The organism is Aestuariivivens insulae, from assembly GCF_022662195.1.
Classification (GTDB): Bacteria; Bacteroidota; Bacteroidia; order Flavobacteriales; family Flavobacteriaceae; genus Aestuariivivens; species Aestuariivivens insulae.
On sequence record NZ_JAKMCS010000002.1, the window covers coordinates 206,533 to 225,897 of the forward strand.

General features: G+C 37.2%; 17 protein-coding genes. 3 read left to right on the forward strand and 14 right to left on the reverse strand.

The features are described from left to right. Positions 1-77 precede the first annotated feature (77 nt). Positions 78-1,253, forward strand: coding sequence for a 2-isopropylmalate synthase (locus MR062_RS03600; RefSeq protein ID WP_242202715.1), 1,176 nt, complete (start codon positions 78-80; stop codon positions 1,251-1,253). A 10-nt stretch (positions 1,254-1,263) separates the two neighbouring features. After that, positions 1,264-2,376: a 3-isopropylmalate dehydrogenase gene (gene leuB / locus MR062_RS03605; RefSeq protein WP_242202716.1), complete on the forward strand. Its 1,113-nt coding sequence runs from the start codon at positions 1,264-1,266 to the stop codon at positions 2,374-2,376. 157 nt (positions 2,377-2,533) lie between these two features. Here the strand turns inward: leuB and MR062_RS03610 are convergent, their stop codons facing one another. From MR062_RS03610 to MR062_RS03670, 13 genes are all read right to left on the reverse strand, one after another. Beyond that, entirely contained in the window at positions 2,534-3,004 is a 471-nt protein-coding gene (locus MR062_RS03610) for an OsmC family protein (RefSeq protein WP_242202717.1), read from the reverse strand. Positions 3,005-3,110: 106 nt separating this feature from the next. Continuing rightward, entirely contained in the window at positions 3,111-3,620 is a 510-nt protein-coding gene (locus tag MR062_RS03615) for a GNAT family N-acetyltransferase (RefSeq protein ID WP_242202718.1), read from the reverse strand. 263 nt (positions 3,621-3,883) lie between these two features. After that, a complete protein-coding gene (gene argH / locus MR062_RS03620) occupies positions 3,884-5,158 on the reverse strand; it encodes an argininosuccinate lyase (protein ID WP_242202719.1) in 1,275 nt (424 codons plus the stop codon). 256 nt (positions 5,159-5,414) lie between these two features. Further along, positions 5,415-6,482 carry a M20 family metallo-hydrolase gene (locus tag MR062_RS03625; protein ID WP_242202720.1) on the reverse strand — a complete coding sequence of 356 codons (1,068 nt, stop codon included), beginning with the start codon at positions 6,480-6,482 and terminating at the stop codon, positions 5,415-5,417. Between the two features lies 1 nt (position 6,483). Continuing rightward, positions 6,484-7,260 carry an acetylglutamate kinase gene (gene argB, locus MR062_RS03630; RefSeq protein ID WP_242202721.1) on the reverse strand — a complete coding sequence of 259 codons (777 nt, stop codon included), beginning with the start codon at positions 7,258-7,260 and terminating at the stop codon, positions 6,484-6,486. 96 nt (positions 7,261-7,356) lie between these two features. After that, positions 7,357-8,298, reverse strand: coding sequence for an N-acetylornithine carbamoyltransferase (locus MR062_RS03635; RefSeq protein ID WP_242202722.1), 942 nt, complete (start codon positions 8,296-8,298; stop codon positions 7,357-7,359). Positions 8,299-8,391: 93 nt separating this feature from the next. Further along, positions 8,392-9,153 (reverse strand): glutamate 5-kinase, encoded by a 762-nt coding sequence (proB, locus tag MR062_RS03640; protein WP_242202723.1) that lies wholly within the window; start codon positions 9,151-9,153, stop codon positions 8,392-8,394. A gap of 113 nt (positions 9,154-9,266) precedes the next feature. Continuing rightward, positions 9,267-10,463, reverse strand: coding sequence for a glutamate-5-semialdehyde dehydrogenase (locus MR062_RS03645; RefSeq protein WP_242202724.1), 1,197 nt, complete (start codon positions 10,461-10,463; stop codon positions 9,267-9,269). 54 nt (positions 10,464-10,517) lie between these two features. Beyond that, complete coding sequence (locus tag MR062_RS03650; protein ID WP_242202725.1) at positions 10,518-11,648, reverse strand: aspartate aminotransferase family protein; 1,131 nt, start codon at positions 11,646-11,648, stop codon at positions 10,518-10,520. A 1-nt stretch (position 11,649) separates the two neighbouring features. Beyond that, positions 11,650-12,444 (reverse strand): pyrroline-5-carboxylate reductase, encoded by a 795-nt coding sequence (proC, locus tag MR062_RS03655; protein WP_242202726.1) that lies wholly within the window; start codon positions 12,442-12,444, stop codon positions 11,650-11,652. Positions 12,445-12,491: 47 nt separating this feature from the next. Next, a complete protein-coding gene (gene argC / locus MR062_RS03660; RefSeq protein WP_242202727.1) occupies positions 12,492-13,493 on the reverse strand; it encodes an N-acetyl-gamma-glutamyl-phosphate reductase in 1,002 nt (333 codons plus the stop codon). Positions 13,494-13,552: 59 nt separating this feature from the next. Then, entirely contained in the window at positions 13,553-14,728 is a 1,176-nt protein-coding gene (locus tag MR062_RS03665; RefSeq protein WP_242202728.1) for an argininosuccinate synthase, read from the reverse strand. Between the two features lie 7 nt (positions 14,729-14,735). Next, a complete protein-coding gene (locus MR062_RS03670; protein WP_242202729.1) occupies positions 14,736-15,356 on the reverse strand; it encodes a GNAT family N-acetyltransferase in 621 nt (206 codons plus the stop codon). A 610-nt stretch (positions 15,357-15,966) separates the two neighbouring features. Here MR062_RS03670 and MR062_RS03675 point away from each other — a divergent pair. After that, positions 15,967-18,603: a hybrid sensor histidine kinase/response regulator gene (locus tag MR062_RS03675; protein WP_242202730.1), complete on the forward strand. Its 2,637-nt coding sequence runs from the start codon at positions 15,967-15,969 to the stop codon at positions 18,601-18,603. Here the strand turns inward: MR062_RS03675 and MR062_RS03680 are convergent. After that, positions 18,587-19,321 (reverse strand): LytR/AlgR family response regulator transcription factor, encoded by a 735-nt coding sequence (locus MR062_RS03680; protein ID WP_242202731.1) that lies wholly within the window; start codon positions 19,319-19,321, stop codon positions 18,587-18,589. The two genes, MR062_RS03675 and MR062_RS03680, sit on opposite strands and share 17 nt — an antisense overlap. Positions 19,322-19,365 lie beyond the last annotated feature (44 nt).

Here is a 19,365-nt window from a genome sequence, read left to right on the forward strand (position 1 = left end):
ATAACTACACAATGAATTCTATTTTTAAGAAACCAAAATATACATTCGTACTACAATAAGAAAATATATTTTAATAAATGTCTGATAATAGAGTCCAAATTTTTGATACAACGCTAAGAGATGGTGAGCAAGTTCCAGGTTGCAAACTTAATACAGAACAGAAATTAGTTATAGCTGAACAACTGGATAACTTGGGCGTAGATATTATTGAAGCTGGTTTTCCGGTATCTAGTCCTGGTGATTTTAAATCGGTTGAAGCCATTTCTAAAATAGTAAAAAACGCAACTGTTTGTGGTCTAACACGCTCGGTTGAAAATGATATAAAAGTTGCTGCAGAAGCCTTAAAGCTTGCTAAAAAAGCAAGAATCCACACAGGTATTGGAACATCCGATTCACACATTCAACATAAATTTAAATCTAACCGCGAAGCTATTATAGAACGTGCGGTTAAAGCGGTTAGCTATGCCAAATCGTTTGTAGAAGATGTGGAATTTTATGCTGAAGATGCCGGTAGAACAGATAATGAGTATTTAGCCCGTGTATGTGAAGCCGTGATTAAGGCCGGAGCTACCGTTTTAAACATTCCAGATACTACAGGGTATTGTTTACCACATGAATATGGTGCAAAAATTAAATACCTAAAAGAAAATGTAGCAGGCATCGATAAAGCCATTTTATCTTGCCATTGCCATAACGATTTAGGATTGGCCACTGCTAATTCCATTGAAGGGGTTATTAACGGTGCACGACAAATAGAATGTACCATTAATGGTATTGGTGAGCGTGCTGGCAACACTGCACTGGAAGAAGTGGTCATGATTTTAAAACAACACCCTTATTTAAACTTAGATACAGGAATACAAACCGAAATGCTTTATGGCATTAGTCAGTTAGTTTCAGACAGTATGGGTATTTACACACAGCCTAACAAAGCTATTGTTGGTGCCAATGCGTTTGCACACAGCTCTGGAATCCACCAAGATGGTGTCATTAAAAATAGGGAAACCTACGAAATTATAGACCCTAAAGATGTTGGTGTGACCGAATCTGCCATTGTATTAACAGCAAGAAGCGGAAGGGCTGCATTAGCATACAGAGCTAAAAATATCGGGTATGAGTTAACCAAACTTCAATTGGACGAAGTTTACGTGGACTTCCTCAATTTTGCCGATAAGAAAAAAGAGATTGACGATAACGATATTCATCAAATTATTGAAAACAGCAAAGTATACAAAGAAATTACTTCTGCTTAATACGAAATAAATGAAATTAGACATAGCTGTTTTAGCGGGCGATGGTATAGGCCCAGAAGTTACTGCACAAGCCGTAAAGGTCTTGAAGGCCATAGCTATGGAATTTAACCATGTCTTTAACTTTAAAACAGCTTTGGTTGGCGCTTGCGCCATAGACAAAACGGGAACCCCGTTACCTGAAGACACTATTAGCATTTGTGAAAACGCAGATGCTATTTTATTTGGGGCCATTGGACATACCAAATACAACAATGACACCTTGGCTACCGTACGCCCCGAGCAAGGCCTATTAGGGCTAAGAAAAACCTTTGATTTACATACAAATATTAGACCTGTTATTGCTTACGACGATTTATTGCACAAATCGTCATTAAAAGTAAAACAAATTAAAGGCACAGATATTTTAATTTATAGGGAACTAACGAGCGGTATTTATTTTGGCGACAAGACCTTTAGTGATGATAAAGCCACAGATATATGCACTTATACACGTGCCGAAATTGAACGTGTTGCCCACAAGGCTTTTAAAGCGGCCCAATCCAGAAAGGGCAAGCTTACTTTAGTAGACAAAGCCAATGTGCTTGCAAGTTCCAGACTGTGGCGCAAAGTTGTCTTGGAATTGGCCACCCAATACCCAGATGTAGCCTTAAATTGTATCTATATTGATAATGCGGCTATGGAACTTATTATTAACCCCAAACAGTTTGACGTTATTTTAACCGAAAACATGTTTGGCGATATCCTATCGGAAGAAGCCAGCGTTATTGTAGGGTCTATAGGTTTATTGGCATCGGCATCTATTGGAGATAAGCATGTGATGTTCGAGCCTATCCATGGGGCTTACACCAAAGCGGCCAACAAGGGGATCGCCAACCCTATTGCCTCTATTCTATCGGCAGCCATGTTATTAGATCATTTTGGGTTGGTTGAAGAAGCGGCATTGTTAAGGGCTGGGGTAGATAAATCGTTGCAATTACATATTACCACACCCGACTTAAATACCAAATACGACCATATAACAACGAATAAAGTAGGCGATTTTATTGAAGATTTTATAAACAACCCTAACGAAACCAATTTAAACTTTACTAACATACATTTAGGACAATCCACTATTATTTAATTATTTTGAGTTAGTCACCAAATATTAAAATATTGGGATTTTTAAAAGCGCATCGAGAGATGCGCTTTTTTCATGTCTTAGGAAGCCTCAAACCCTTTAGTGTCTGTATTTATAAAAATGAATGTTGTGTAATGGTTACTTGTGCTGCAACCCGTTTTTATCCTACTGTTGTTTTCGGGTTATGCCCAATTTTAAAATTACAGGAATTGGCTATAAAACACATTTTGTTGGCTTCTTCGTGCAATTGGTTTGCTTTAGCAATCATATTAGGGTCCGTAATTTTAACATTAGGATTTAAGGTAACCTCCGTAAATTTTCCACTTCCATTTGCTATTTCATCCATAACCCCTGTTGCATTATCGAAATATTCCGTCACTACTATTTTGTGCACAGAACATAAATGTAAATACCAAAGCATATGACAAGCCGACAAGGAAGATAAAAAAAGGTCTTCTGGATTATATCTTGTTTTATCTCCCGAAAATGATGGGTCTGACGAACCATTTATTGCATCATACTTTCCGTTAACTACAATTTTATGGTTTCTATTATAAGACTTATAATTTAGTGTTCCAACCCCTTCGTTCCCGGTCCACTCAACTTTTATTTCGTAATTATGTTTTTTCATCTCAATTTCTAATCGATTTTTTGGTAAGCTTTATTAACGCAATGAAATTAATGAAAAGGCTAGAACTTACTACCTAAAAGTTAAAAGCAATACGCAACACACATTACTATTTTCGGGTCTTTAATTTATTCCATTCCGATTTATAGATCCGGAAAATGTTCACTTTGTTTTTATTATAGATAGTTACTTTATCGGTTTTCATTCCATTCTTTATCGCCACACGTTTAGATGGTTTATTTGTCAAGCTAATTATAGAGATTAAAGTGTCTGAAAAGTTATTTTCAAAAGCAAAATCCCTACATTTTTTTGCTGACTCTGTTGCAAATCCTTTATTCCAAAATTTAGGTAAAAGTGAATACCCAATTTCTAATTCCTGTTTTTCATCAACGTTTTGAATTAAAAGCCCACAATGTCCAATTAACTTTCCTGTAGCTCTTTCAATTAAGGCATTCATCCCTCCCAAATCGTTTTGATAGCGATGAAATTGTTTTTTATACCAATTTTCACATGCTGTTTCCGGACTTTTTAATTCAGAAATCCAATGTTGGGAAGTTATTGGTGCTTTATGAAATTCCAACCAATCATTAAAATCCGATAGTTTTATTTTTCTAAACATTATTCGTTCGGTTTCCTGATTTTCTAGTAGATATTTAATTTGTTCCTCAACCTGTATACAACGTGTTACACAAAAATTAGTGCTTGCCTATTACCGCTAAATGTTCAGCATAAACAAATACTTATTTTCTATTTATCTAAGCCAATATAATCTTTTGGCAATTAAATTCGTGTTATAACTCTAGAGGACGCATTTCAATTTAGCACTTATTACACCTGTCTGCCTTTGGCTGAAACGAGCAGTTTCCTATGAAAACGAGCCAACTAACTCGGAAACTTCTCCCTAATCTTATCTAAACACAAGTTATGGATACTACCTGCATGGGTGTGCTTTTTAGAGGTATCCGGCACGTAAGTTCCGTCCTGTACCTGCCCTCCTATTTTTTGGTAAGCTTCCCTAAAAGTTTGCCCTTCTACCACTAAGGTATTGATGTTATCTACCGTAAATAAATACTTATACAAATCGCTGTTGATGTCTATATCCTTAACAATGGCCCGCTGGATGGAGTAATTGAAAATATCAAGGATATCCTTAATTTCTTCGAAAGCAGCAATCATGTTTTCTTTCAATAACTGGTAATCCCTATGGTAACCACTTGGCAAATTATTGGTAATTAATACCATTTCACTTTGTAAGGCCTGTATCTTATTGCACTTGCCACGAATTAACTCAAACACATCGGGATTCTTTTTGTGGGGCATGATGCTACTGCCGGTCGTTAATTCATCGGGAAAAGAAATGAATCCGAAATTCTGGCTCATATACAAACAAACGTCCATCGCAAAGCGCGCCATGGTGTTGGCCAAACTTCCCAAGGCTGCCGAAATGGTACGCTCATTTTTACCGCGTCCCATTTGCGCGGCCACCACATTATATTTTAGGGTTGCAAAGTCCATTTCTTTAGTTGTAAACTCGCGATCTATTGGAAATGAACTCCCGTAACCTGCTGCCGATCCCAACGGATTCTGGTCGACGGTTTTTATAGCGGCATCCAATAAAAACACATCGTCGATCATTAACTCGGCATAAGCAGAAAACCATAGACCAAAAGACGATGGCATAGCGACTTGTAAATGGGTATACCCTGGCAATACCTTATCTTTATAAACTTCGGCCTGATCTAATAAGGTTTCAAAAAGGGTCTTTACTTTTTCCCTTACCAGGCTTAAGTTTTCTTTGTAATATAAATGACAAGCGACTAAAACCTGATCGTTTCTAGAACGTGCCGTATGTATCTTTTTACCAACATTGCCTAACGTTGTGGTTAGCTCGTATTCTATTTTGGAATGTACATCTTCAAACTGTGCATCGATAACAAACTCACCAGCTTCAATTTCATTTTCCAACACCTGTAAACCGCCTAACAATTGCTCTAATTCAATGGTGGTTAGAATACCTATCTTATGTAACATTTTAGCATGTGCCTTAGATGCTATAACATCGTATTTGGCAATATGGATATCTATTTCCCTATCGTTGCCTACTGTAAATTGTTCTATTTTTTTATCGATTGATATGCCTTTGTCCCAGAGTTTCATCTATTTATTTTTATTTGTCATTCCCGTGAAAACGGGAATCTTATTATTTTGCTATCTTTTAATGGATTCCTGCCTACGCAGGAATGACAGGATCGTTAAACGATAACCTGATTCAACAATTCAATATAAATTTTTAATTCTTAAAAATTTAGAATCAAGATTATAGCCCACTTACTTCGACAAGCTCAGCACAAGTGGCTTTTAGAATAAAGACTGGATTTATATCTCGGTTCTAATATCTTGATTCTTGGTTCTACTATAATATTACCCGTTTCAACAGTTCTATATATAGTTCTATGCCTTCTTCTATTTCGTTTAGATAAATAAATTCATCTGCCGAATGTGAACGCGTACTGTCTCCTGGCCCTAACTTTAACGACGGACAACTTAATACCGCCTGATCGGATAGGGTTGGTGAGCCATAGGTTGTTCTTCCCATAGCAACGCCTGCTTTCACCAAATCGTGATCCATAGGAATGGATGACGAATTTAAGCGCAAGCTTCTTGGTTTAATGCTCGTACATGGTGATTGGGCCTGTAAAATCTCGGCGATTTCCGCATTGGTATAGGCATCGTTTACACGTACGTCTATTACCAAATCTACATGACCTGGCACCACATTATGCTGTGAGCCTGCATTGACCTGCGTTACGGTTAGCTTTACATCGCCTAAAGCTTCAGAGCCTTTTTCAAATTTAAAATCTTTAAACCATTGTAACACATTTATGGTATTATAAATGGCATTATTATCGTTAGGGTGTGCCGCATGGCTTGGTGTTCCTGCTACCACTGCATCGAAAACCACCAATCCCTTTTCGGCTACCGCTAAATTCATTAGGGTTGGCTCGCCTACTATGGCCACATCTACCTTAGGGATGATGGGCAACATACTGTTCAGTCCGTTAGGGCCACTGCTTTCTTCTTCGGCAGAAGCGACAATAACCAGATTGTATTTTAAATCTTTGGTATTATAGAAATAAGTAAAGGTTGCGATAAGGGATACCAGACATCCTCCGGCATCGTTACTTCCCAAACCGTATAATTTACCCTCTTCTACAATGGCTTTAAACGGGTCTTTGGTGTAGGCACTGTTTGGCTTAACGGTATCGTGATGCGAGTTTAACAACAGGGTTGGTTTACTGGCATCGAAATATTTATTTAATGCCCAAACATTATTTTGTGTGCGTTTATAATCAATATCATAACGCTTAAACCAAGCTTCTATATGCAACGCGGTTTGGTCTTCTTCTGAAGAAAAGGACTGGGTTTCTATTAATTGTTTTAATAGATCGATCGCATCATTAGTTAATTCTTGTGGCGTCATATTATAAGGTTATCGTTGTAAAATTATCATTTTCTTGGGTTAGCATGGATGTATTCCCCATATTTATACTGGACACGCCATGATGCAAGGCATCGAAACAATTTTCTAGTTTAGGAAGCATGCCATCGGCAATAATACCTTGCTCCAACAATTCACCATATAATTTGGCATCGATATGCTTAATGACTGAATTCTTATCGTTTATATCTTTTAAAACACCATTCAATTCAAAACAATAGTAAATGGATGTTTCGTACAAATGGCTCATGCCTATGGCAATTTGCGAGGTGATGGTATCGGCATTTGTATTTAAAAGTTGCCCTTTACCATCATGGGTGATAGCACAGAAAACTGGTGTGAAATTGGCCGCTATTAATTTATTTACGGCATGATGGGCTACCGATTTCACATCGCCCACAAATCCAAAATCGACATCTTTTACTGGGCGTTTGTCTGAAGTGATGCTATTCGCATCGGCCCCTGTTAAACCTATAGCATCTACATTTAAGGCTTGCAGTTGGGCTACAATATTTTTATTTACCAACCCACCATAAACCATGGTAATGACTTCTAAGGTTTCGGCATCTGTAATACGTCGTCCGTTAACCATTTGGGATTCTATCCCTAATTTTGAAGCGATATGGGTAGCGCGCTTACCGCCACCATGTACTAAAATTTTCTTTCCTTCTAGGTTTGAAAACAATTTTAAAAACGCTTGCAAAGCTGATGCATCTTCAATAATGTTTCCTCCTATTTTTACTATGGATAGTTTTTCCATATATCATTTAATTTGTCATTGGAACATCAACGAAGTAATCTGTTTCCTGTGAAGAGATTGCTTCAATCGTGCCTCATTCGCAATGACGTTCATTTCTTAATTATTACTTTCCAATATGTTTTTCAACACTAATTGTGCCGCGTAGGTCCTATTATTGGCTTGTTGAATCACAATAGAGCTATCGCTATCTAAAACGGCATCTTCAACAATAACATTGCGTCTTACCGGCAAACAGTGCATGAATTTAGCATCTCCCAATTTCTCTTTAGTAATCATCCAATTGGGGTCTGTATTTAATACTTCCCCATAGTCTTCATAACTGCTCCAGTTTTTCACATACACAAAATCGGCATCCTTAAACGCTTCTTCCTGATTGTGAATAACCGGTGTATCGCCTACAATTTCTGGAGACAGATTATAGCCTTTAGGATTTGTGATTACAAAATCCACATCCATTTTTTGCATGGCTTGAGTAAAGCTATTGGCTACGGCATGTGGCAATGCCTTTATATGTGGCGCCCAGCTTAATACCACTTTGGGCCGTGCTTTTTTGGCGTGTTCTGAAATGGTAATCGCATCGGTTAAGCCTTGTAAGGGGTGTCCTGTAGCACTTTCCATATTCACAAGAGGTACAGATGCATATGCCTTAAAGGCGTTTAACACCTCTTCACTTTCGTCTTTTGCCTTATCGGTTAAGGTTGGAAATGCCCTTACCGCAATAATATCGCAGTATTGCGACACTACGGCTGCTGCTTCTTTGATATGTTCGGCCGTATTCCCGTTCATTACGGTGCCATCGCCAAACTCTATCCCCCAGGCATCTCCCGAAACATTCATCACAATGGGGTTCATCCCCAAATTTAAAGCCGCTTTTTGCGTACTTAAGCGCGTACGCAAGCTAGAATTAAAGAATAACAAACCAAGGGTTTTGTTACGCCCTAACTCTACATGTTTTAAGGGATCCGACTTTAATGCTTTTGCGTCCTCAATCCAAGAATTGATGTCATCTATATCATGTATGGAGGTGTAATGTTTCATTGTTTGGTCTTTATTTTAAGGCTGTCTTGAAATTGTCATTCTGAATGACAAAACAAATCACTTATAAGACAGTCTTGATTCATTTTTTAATCTTTATTTTATTTTTGTAAATGGTATTTTATTGTCGATCGCATTCAAAATAAAATTATCCTCTAAACCATTTACTATCCAAGTTTCAATATTTGCTTTTTTGGCTACCGCAGCTGCCTCTATTTTAGACTGCATTCCACCGCTGCCGTGTGATGATTTTGAATTAACAACCTCTCTTTGTAATGCTTCAAAATCTTCAACAAGTTCTATCGTTTTTGGTGTGCCATTTTCCATAGACTCCTTGGTATAGATCCCATTGGTATTGGTTGCGATAATGAACAAATCGGCTTTCAACAAAGAAGCGGTTAACGCACCCAATTTGTCGTTATCGCCAAACTTAATTTCATCGGTTGCCACGGTATCATTTTCATTGATAATAGGAATGTAATTGTTATTGACCAATACATTAATGGTATTGACAATATTGGTCTTACTTTCCTTTTTTTCAAAATCGGAATAAGATAACAAACACTGCGAAGACAATAAGCCATATTCCCTAAAAATTTCCTGATAGATCCTTATCAAGTGTGGCTGTCCTATAGATGCCAAGGCCTGCTTTACAAAAACTTCTTTTTGCTTACTCTCCAACTTTACAAACTGTTTAGCTACGGCTATAGCTCCCGAACTTACAATAACAAACTCATGCGTATCTTGAAGCGCTGCAATCTGACTTGCTATATCTTCAATTTTACCTCTTGAGATATTATTGGTCTCTTTGGTAAGGGTATTGGAACCGACCTTAAGTAATATACGTTTTTTCTTCATCTATTTAAAAACTTAACCAACTTAATAAAATTAGTCTTTAATCTTTATTGATTAGCACCAGCTTATTTCTTAGATGCCTATTACCCGCCTTCCGACAGGCAGGTGGCTTCATGCTACCGTATTTGTCCGTTACCGTGAACATACCATTTATTGGTCACCAAATGCTGCAGCCCTATAGGCCCGCGTTGGTGTAATTTATCGGTACTAATCGCCAATTCGCCTCCAAGTCCTAATTGCCCGCCATCGGTGAAACGGGTTGAGGCGTTATGGTAAACCGCTGCCGTATCTACATTTTCCATAAACACTTTGGCCGATGCTTCATTAGTCGTAATGATAGACGACGAATGTCCTCCAGAATATTTGTTAATCATGGCAATGGCGTCTTGGGTCGAGTCGATTTCTGCTATTGCAATCTTATAATCCAAAAACTCTTCATACCAAATGTCATTGGATTTGATAGCTTCGACGTGGTTAAATTTTGATAAAGCCTCATCACCTAAAATCTGGACATCAAAGGTTTTCAGTTTGGAGATTAAGCTTTTAATGAAATCTTCTTTATTTGGCAAATTCTTATCGATAAGCACTTTATCCAAAGCATTACACGCCGATATTTTAGCTGTTTTGGCATTAATAATAACGCTTGAAGCAATATCCAAATCGGCTTCTTCGTGAACATACACAAAGTTATTGCCACGGCCACTAACAATAACCGGACAGGCAGCATGTTGCTTTACAAAAGCAATCAAACGTTCGCCACCTCGTGGCACTATTAAGTCGACTTGCTGTGTTGGTTTTTCCAAAAAGGCCTGGGTTTCGGTTCTGTTAAACTGCAAATACTCTACCCAATCTGTTGATGCACCATAAGCTTTTAAGGCCTCGTGCCACAATTCAACGATCTTTAAATTAGAATTGGTAGATTCTTTTCCCCCTTTGAGTAAGATTTTATTCCCCGATTTAAAGGCAATACCAGCCGCTTCTACGGTAACATCAGGGCGTGATTCATATATAATCAACACCGTACCAAACGATGCTGTTTTATTATAGATCTGCATACCGTTTTCATGCTTAAAGCTAAAGCGTTCAATACCCACGGGATCTTCTTGCGACGCCAAGTGGGTCACAGATTTTATCATTTCATCTACTTTAGCATCGTCTACCTTTAAACGATCGTACATTGAAATATCCGAACCATCGTAAGCCTCTACATCTGCTTTATTGATCTTAATAATCGCAGCCCTTTCTTGTTCTAAAAGTGCCGCCATCTTAAGTAATACAGCGTTTCTTGTTTCAATTGATAATAAGGTATTCATGTTATTTTTATTTTTTGTTTTGAAGCCCCAATATCGAGACTTCATAAATTTTCCCTAAGCCTTCAATACGTCGTTGAGAGCTTCAAAAAAGACATCTATATGTGATTCTTGAAGGGTTAGTGGTGGAAGGATACGCAATATATTTGGATTTTTAGCGCTTCCTGTAAATATGTTGTGTTTGAAAATTAGTGCTTTTCTCAAATCTGCAATTGGGAAATCAAATTCCAATCCCAGCATCAAACCACGGCCTTTTACTTGTTTTACTTCTGGAATGGCTTGGGTTTTTTCTATAAAATAAGCCGATATTTCCTTAGCATTCTGCATGAGATTTTCGTCCTCCATCACCTCCAAAACAGCTAGTGCAGCAGCACAGGCTAGGTGATTCCCTCCAAAAGTGGTGCCTAACAAACCAAAGGATGCCTGGATATTAGGGTGGATTAATATCCCACCTACAGGAAACCCATTCCCCATACCCTTAGCCATGGAAATAATATCGGGTGCTATCCCGTGCTTTTGAAAAGCGAAGAAATCGCCAGTACGACCATAGCCACACTGAATCTCATCGGCTATATACAAAGCACCATATTGCTTACATAAGGCACTTAGTTTTTGGTAAAAATCGGTTGAAGCTTCATCCAATCCCCCTATACCTTGGATGCCTTCTACAATAACTGCACAAACATCCCCTGTTTTTAAAGCTGATTCCACGGCTTCAACATCCCCTAAATCAGCAAAAATCACTTCTTGTTGCGCATTGATTGGCGCTATAATTTTGGGGTTATCGGTAGCCGCTACAGCTGCCGATGTACGTCCGTGAAACCCATTTTTAAAGGCTATCACTTTTTTATTTCCCGTATGAAACGATGCCAGTTTTAAAGCATTTTCATTGGCTTCGGCTCCAGAATTGCATAAAAACAAGTGGTAATCCTCACAACCTGAAAGCTTACCTAACTTATCGGCCAAGGCTACTTGTAACGGGTTTTGAATGGAATTACTGTAAAACCCCAAATGCTGCACCTGTTCACTTACTTTAGAGACATAGGTTGGATGTGAATGTCCTACGGAAATCACAGCATGCCCCCCATAAAGATCAAGGTATTTTGTTCCTTTGTCATCATAAACCCAAACATCGTTGGCTTTTACGGGAGTAACATCATATAATGGATAAACGTCAAATAATGGCATTTTAATTCTTTTTAATTTGATTAATTTTTTCAAATGAAGCCACAATACCTTGTATTAAAGCCGAGCTTAAGCCTTGGTGTTCCATAGCATTCAATCCTTCAATGGTACAACCGCTTGGTGTGGTTACCCTATCTATTTCCTGTTCTGGGTGTTTACCGGTTTCTATTAATAAACTGGCCGCCCCATAACAAGTCTGAACTGCTAATTGGTGTGCTTCGTGCGCTTCAAACCCTAATTGGATAGCGCCTTGCGTTGTAGCACGTACCAAACGCATCCAGAATGCAATACCACTGGCACAAATAACCGTAGACGCTTGGATGAGTTCTTCTGGAATAACCAATGTTGTTCCCAACTGGTTAAATATATCCTGTGCTAAAGCCACCTTATCTTGGGCAATCCCGTTAGCCGCAATACAGGTCATGGATTTACCAATAGAAATGGCCGTATTGGGCATTACGCGAATAATGTTTTTATCGCTTCCTATAATACCTTCTATTCTAGGAATTTCTACGCCTGCTGCTACCGAAATGATAATGTGCTTATTGGTGATTTTAGACGACACAATTTCCAACACCTTATCGATATGTTTGGGTTGCAATGCGAATATGACCATATCGGACTGTTCCACGGCCAAAACATTATCATTCGTCACAGTAACGTTATCCAAGGCCTGGTAAGCATCTACATGTACCGTATTCTTGTCACTTAGATATAAAGAGGTAAACGTATTATTTTTTATAAGTCCCTTGGCTATCGAACTTCCTAAGTTACCTGTTCCTATAATGGCTATTTTCATGATATATATTTTAATGGATTCCTGCCTACGCAGGAATGACAAATAGTTTAAAAATAAGTTGCTTTTAAGTTTAGCCCTGTGGTTTCCTCCAGACCAAACATTAAATTCATATTCTGGACGGCTTGTCCAGAGGCACCCTTCAATAAATTATCTATAACACTTGTTATTAACAATTTACCATTGTGCTTATGCAAATGTATTAAACACTTATTGGTATTCACCACTTGCTTTAAATGCAAAGCTTCATCTGATACAAAAGTGAATGCCGCATCTTTATAAAAATCATTATAAAGTGTTTTAGCCTCTTCAACGGAACCTTCAAAATCGGTATAGAGTGTTGCGAAAATACCTCTTGAGAAATTCCCCCTATTGGGCATAAACAAAATATCGGATGAAAAGCCGTTTTGCAATTGCTTAACCGACTGGTTGATCTCCCCTAAATGCTGATGCGTAAATGGCTTGTAATACGAAAAGTTATTATCGCGCCACGTATAATGCGTGGTTGCCGACAACGAGGTTCCAGCCCCAGTAGCTCCTGTAACCGCATTGATGTGTACGTCGTTATTTAACAATCCCGCATTTGCCAATGGCAACAAACCTAACTGAATAGCGGTAGCAAAACACCCAGGGTTTGCAATGAAATTAGCATCTTTAACGGCTTCCCTTTGTAATTCCGGCAATCCGTAAACAAAGGTCTTTGCTTGTACTGAACCTGTTGAAGTGAAGACTTTATCAGCTTCTAACCTAAAATCATTTCCTAAATCGATAATCTTCGTTTTATCGGAAAACGTATTCGCCGACAAAAACTTTACAGAATTTCCATGTCCAAGACATAAGAATAGAACATCAATATCTGGATTCACCGTATCGGTAAACTCTAAATCTAGAGAACCTACCAAGTCCCCATGTACCTTACTTATTTTGTTTCCTGCGTTGGATGTACTGTACACAAAATTAATTACTGCATTTGGGTGATTGATCAATAATCGAATCAGCTCCCCCGCCGTATATCCTGCACCTCCAATAATTCCAACTTGAATATGTTTCATGTTTATAATTTTTGCTTTTAGACCTGCAAGGTTTTTAAAACCTTGCAGGTCTTTTTTATTTAAGAGTTTACTTGTTGATATATTTTATTTTGGTTGCCGAATATTTTAATAAATCCTTTTGCCTCATCTGCTGTCCAGCCTTTATTCTCTTCACCATAGCTACCAAATTTAGCACTCATTAAATCGTGCTCTGACGAAATACCATCCAATGTAAAGTGGTATGGTTTTAAACTTACCGTAACATCGCCACTTACCTTATCTTGACTGCTTTGCAAAAAGGCTTCCATGTCGCGCATCACTGGATCTAAATACTGTCCCTCATGTAAGTGCATGCCATAGAAACTTGCAATGTACTCTTTATGTTGTAACTGCCATTTAGTAAGTGTATGTTTTTCTAACAAATGGTGTGCTTTAATGGTAATTAAAGCTGCTCCAGCTTCAAAACCAACGCGCCCTTTAATACCTACAATGGTATCTCCCACATGAATATCCCTGCCAATAGCATAAGCCGAAGCCAGATTGTTTAAGGTTTCGATATTTATTTCTGGGTCGTTTTCAATACCGTTTACAGCAACCAACTCTCCTTTTTCAAATGTTAACTTTACCTTTTCTTCTTCGGTATGTTTTAATTGCGACGGGTAAGCCTCACTTGGTAATGGTTTTTCGGAAGTTAATGTCTCCGAACCTCCAACGCTGGTTCCCCAAAGCCCCTTATTAATCGAATATTTTGCTTTTTCCCAGGACATATCAATCCCATTGGCTTTTAAATAATCGATTTCTTCCTGACGAGTTAATTTTTCGTCCCTAATGGGCGTAATAATTTCTATTTCTGGAGCCAAGGTTTGAAAGATCATATCGAAACGTACTTGATCGTTTCCAGCCCCAGTACTTCCGTGTGCAATATATTCTGCCCCTATACTCTTGGCATATTCGATAATCTCGATGGCCTGAATAATACGCTCTGCACTCACCGATAATGGATAGGTATTATTCTTTAAAACATTGCCAAAAATTAAGTACTTCACCACTTTTTGATAAAAGGTAGCTACTGCATCTATATTTTTATAGGTAGTAACTCCCATTTTATACGCATTGGCTTCTATCTTATCAATTTCTGCCTTGGTAAAGCCTCCTGTGTTAACGCTTACTGCATGTACATCGTATTCTTTTGATAAACTTACTGCACAGTACGATGTATCTAAACCTCCACTATAAGCTATTACTAATTTTTTCATCTCAATGTTACTTTTTGTCGTTTTTCTTTAAAAACATGGTTTCCTTGATATGTTTCAATCGATTAAAAACCTTTTCTTTAATTAATTTATGTTTCTTTTTTTCTTTTACCTTAGGATCATATAACATCCCCGTACACAAACACATTTTTCTGTTGGTACGTGTTAACACATCATAATTTTTACAGGTTTGGCATCCATCCCAAAAAGACTGGTCGTCTGTAAGTTCTGAAAACGGCACCGGTTTATATCCCAAATCACTGTTCATTTTCATTACCGCCAATCCCGTAGTGATACTAAACACTTTAGCATCTGGAAACTTATTTCTGGAATGTTCAAATATTTTATGCTTTATCTTTTTGGCCAACCCTTTTCCCCTATAATCTGGATGGACAATTAACCCTGAATTAGCAACATATTTGCCATGCCCCCATTTTTCTATATAACAAAAGCCTGCAAACTTATCGCCATCCAATGCTATAACGGCATTACCGTTTTCCATTTTTGTTGCAATGTATTCTGGTGTTCGCCTAGCTATACCTGTACCTCTTACTGTAGCAGATTCTGCAATGGTTTCGCAAATAATTTCTGCGTATTTAATATGTGATGTATCGGCTATTACAACCTTCATTTCCCTATCTGTATTAAGTTCTTTAATCGTTCTTTTTAAACTGCTGAACTGGACTCACCTAGCTCTATAAACTATTACACACCCTTACGGGCGACGGGGAAAATAATGGCGCATAGTATTACTGTTAATGGTTAGATTAACTCTATTTTGAAATGCTATGATGAAATTTTTGGACAATTTGAAAAAAATTAAAATTACGTTAGGTTTGTTCATTAGAAGTCATTAGAAACAGCGGCGACGGCGCGCTGGCAAACTGGGTATGGCCCTACGTATTTTATTTTTTAAATTTTTCATGATGTAAAACTATTAATTTTATTTAACATCATTAACCGGACTCCTTATTTTTTAGTGAGAATTAACAATATTGAACAAAAAAAAACTATTTGTTAAAAAATATTTAATGTTTATAGGCTACTTTTTGTATTTCATAAAAAACTATTGACAAAATAAACCTCATTTCACTTAACACACTCAATCCCACCAACCTAAAACACTAAAAATTATCAAATACCAGATTTAAGCCAAACCCATTAGTTTTTTAAAATTCCCCAATTATGTAAATCCTAAAAAAATATTCTTATTGGTTAATATTATATATTAGCTTATTCTTATGAAGTTTCAACATTCCATAGTAATTCGTTTGGCACTGTTTTTTACAGGGCTCATTATATTTTCCATTTTGTTATCGGGCTATTTGGTTTTTGAAAAGTCTTCAAAAGTTATTACTGAATACGCCAAAAATAGAATTATACATGAGTCGGAACTTGCCGAGCAGGCATTTTACGCCCTATTGAATGAAGTCTCTAACGACATTGCCGTTATAGCATCAAGCCCTACATTGAACAATTATGCACTTGACCCATCAAGAAAGTCTACCAAAGACATTAACTCACTATTTCAAAGCATATTAAGCAATAAAGCTTCTTATTTTCAAATACGGTTTATTGGCGCAGAAAATAACGGAAAGGAGATTATTCGGTTTGATAAGAAAGATGGGGTTGTATTTCAATCGGACGACCTTCAGGAAAAAGGAAATAGGGACTATTTCAAGGAAGCCATACACATTAAAAAGGGTGAGCTTTATTTCTCTAAAATCAACCTCAACGAGGAATATGGTATTATTAGCAAACCATACACCCCAACCTTAAGAGCTGCAAGTCCCATTTTCAATACTAACAACAAAGCCATTGGAATTGTTATCATTAACGTAGATCTAACCCGATTATATAACACCTTGGATAAAATATCCAAAGGAGAGTCCCAGCTTTATTTATTAGACAAAGCCGGCGAATATCTATATGCTTTGGATAAAGACAAATTATTTGCATCCCAAACAGGCAACGACTATAATTTTTATTCAGATTTTAAGATAAATCCCAACACTTCTTTCACTCCAAAGCAAGTCGAAACAGGCACTTCCGTAAACTTAAACAACAACCTACTTAGCTATGCTAAGCTATTAAGTTATTTTAAGGGCAAGCGAAACCTTTATTTGATTGCCGCTGTAAAACAAAATATTTTATTGCAAAGCGCACATGCAGTTAGAGCGAATAGCCTGCAGGCTTTACTTTTGGTATGTTTGATCTGTATTTTACTATCATGGTTTTTTGTAAGTATTATTTCAAAAAAGATCAATCAAATTACAAAGGCCATTAGTAATTATGATGAAGGTATGACAAGCGACATCCCCTTACCGGTTAACAGAAATGATGAAATTGGTGTTTTGGCCAGAACGTTCAAAAAGATGAAGGCTAAAATCGATCAAAACGTTAATAAACTTAATATCGCCCTAGAAAAAGAAAAACAGGCAAAGCAGCAGCGTGATGAGTTTTTACAAAACATGAGTCACGAATTGCGCACCCCACTTAACGCTATTTTAGGACTTACGCAACTGCTTAAAAAGAACACCCAATCTAATGCCCAGTTGCCCATTATTGAAGCATTGGATAGAAGTGCCAATAATTTAGCTGGATTGGTTTACGATGTTTTGGATCACAAAAAAATAGTAGAAGGAACGTTACACATCGAATACAAACCAACCAATATTGCTCATTTGCTTCAGGATATTTACTCAAGTTACCAATATGAAGCCATTAGGAAAGGACTGGATTTTAATATTGAAATAGACAAAACACTTGAAAAAAGGAGATTTCAAATAGATCCTTTAAGGCTCTCTCAAATGGTTACAAACCTGGTTGTAAATGCCCTAAAGTTTACTACGGAAGGTAAGGTTAAATTGCAGGCACGAATATCGCCCAACAATCCAGAGCAGTTAGAAATAAAAGTAATTGACACAGGCATTGGTATTCTTCCAGAGAATATTAACAAAATAAATAACCGCTACTTTCAGGAAAGCAAAGAACTTTCGGGGCGTTATGGGGGTTATGGTCTTGGCCTGTCGATTGTAAAACAACTCTCTTCTTTATTTGGTGGTTATCTTAGTGTGGAATCCCAAAAAGGGATTGGATCAACATTTTGTGTAACGATTCCTATTGTGCCAACTAACGACACCAAAGTAAAGGAAGAACAATCGATTAAAACCCAAGACGTTCCTGAATTAAAAAAACGTTACAAAATACTTCATATGGAAGACGATATGTCTACCATGGAACTTATAAAGCATATTTTCACACACAAGTCTATTGAATTATATCAGGTGAGCAGCGTGAGTGAGGCCTCAAATTATTTAAGTGCCAATAAACCAGATCTTGTTTTTAGCGATTTATTATTAAATGATGTGCATTTGGAAGCACAATTGAACCAATGGGTACAATCCAAACAAATAACCTGCCCACTGGTGTTGGTATCTGCTTCAGAGCCCGAGGTGATGCAGACCATAACACCAATCTACGTCCAGAAACCGTTTCAGATAGATGAATTAAAAGATTACACATTTAAGATTTTGGGAGCCCATGAATTTTCACAACCCAATTTTTCAAATCTTTATCACAATTATGACCATGACAAGGAAAAAATAGCAAGAGTCATCGATTTGCTTATTGATGAATTTGAAACCTACAAAGATAGAATTGAAAGGGCTGTAACCCATAAAGATCAAAAGGAGTGGGATGCCATATTGCACAAGCTTATTACGCACATTAATAATTTAGGACTAAATTCCCTTTTAGAATCCTTACCAGAAAAAGTAGAAGCTCTTACTTTAAGCCAATTACAGGACGTACTAAATACCTTCAATTATTACTTATGTTGCTTTAGAGTGGAAAGGCGTATTAATTTAAAAGACTGATTTTTTGATACAACGTTTTTTCATAACTCTGGCTAAGTGGCACATGATCTTTACCAATTTCAATAACGTTATTACCTATAGTGCTTATTTTGTTTAGATTAACAATATAAGAACGATGCACCCGCTGGAAGAAATCGGGCAATTTAGTTTCAAGGTCCTTTAGGGTCATGAGCGTTAATATTTTCTTTTTGGTCATAACCACAGAAATATAGTTGGCTTCAGATTTAAAATAGCAAACCTCTTCTAAATTTATTTTCACCAATTTATTGCCATCTTTAATAAAGAGTCGAGCTTCTTTACTTTGATCATTTGAATGAAAAGCTTGTGCCTTTTGAAAGGCCTTAAAAAATCTAGGGAAGTTAATTGGCTTCACTAAAAAGTCTACTATCTGATCGTAATTATAGGAGTCTGAGGCAAAATTCTTATTCGATGTTATCATAATGACTGCCGTATTAGAAGGGGTTATTTTTAAAATATCCTCCCCAGTAATATCTGGCAGGTTATAGTCCAATAGAATAACATTAAAGTGCGAACTATTAATGAGATTTATGGATTCAAATCCAGACGTTGTGGTTACCACACTGGTCATGTCATCTATTTTACCACAAAAATGTTCCAACAAATCACACATCAAAGGATCATCATCAACAATAAGGCACTTCATAGGTTCATCAAATAAAAAGAGTGTTTCGTCAAGCAATATAATCAATCCGTACAATAAAAGAGAGATCTATTAAGTAAAACATTAATATTGGCTTAACC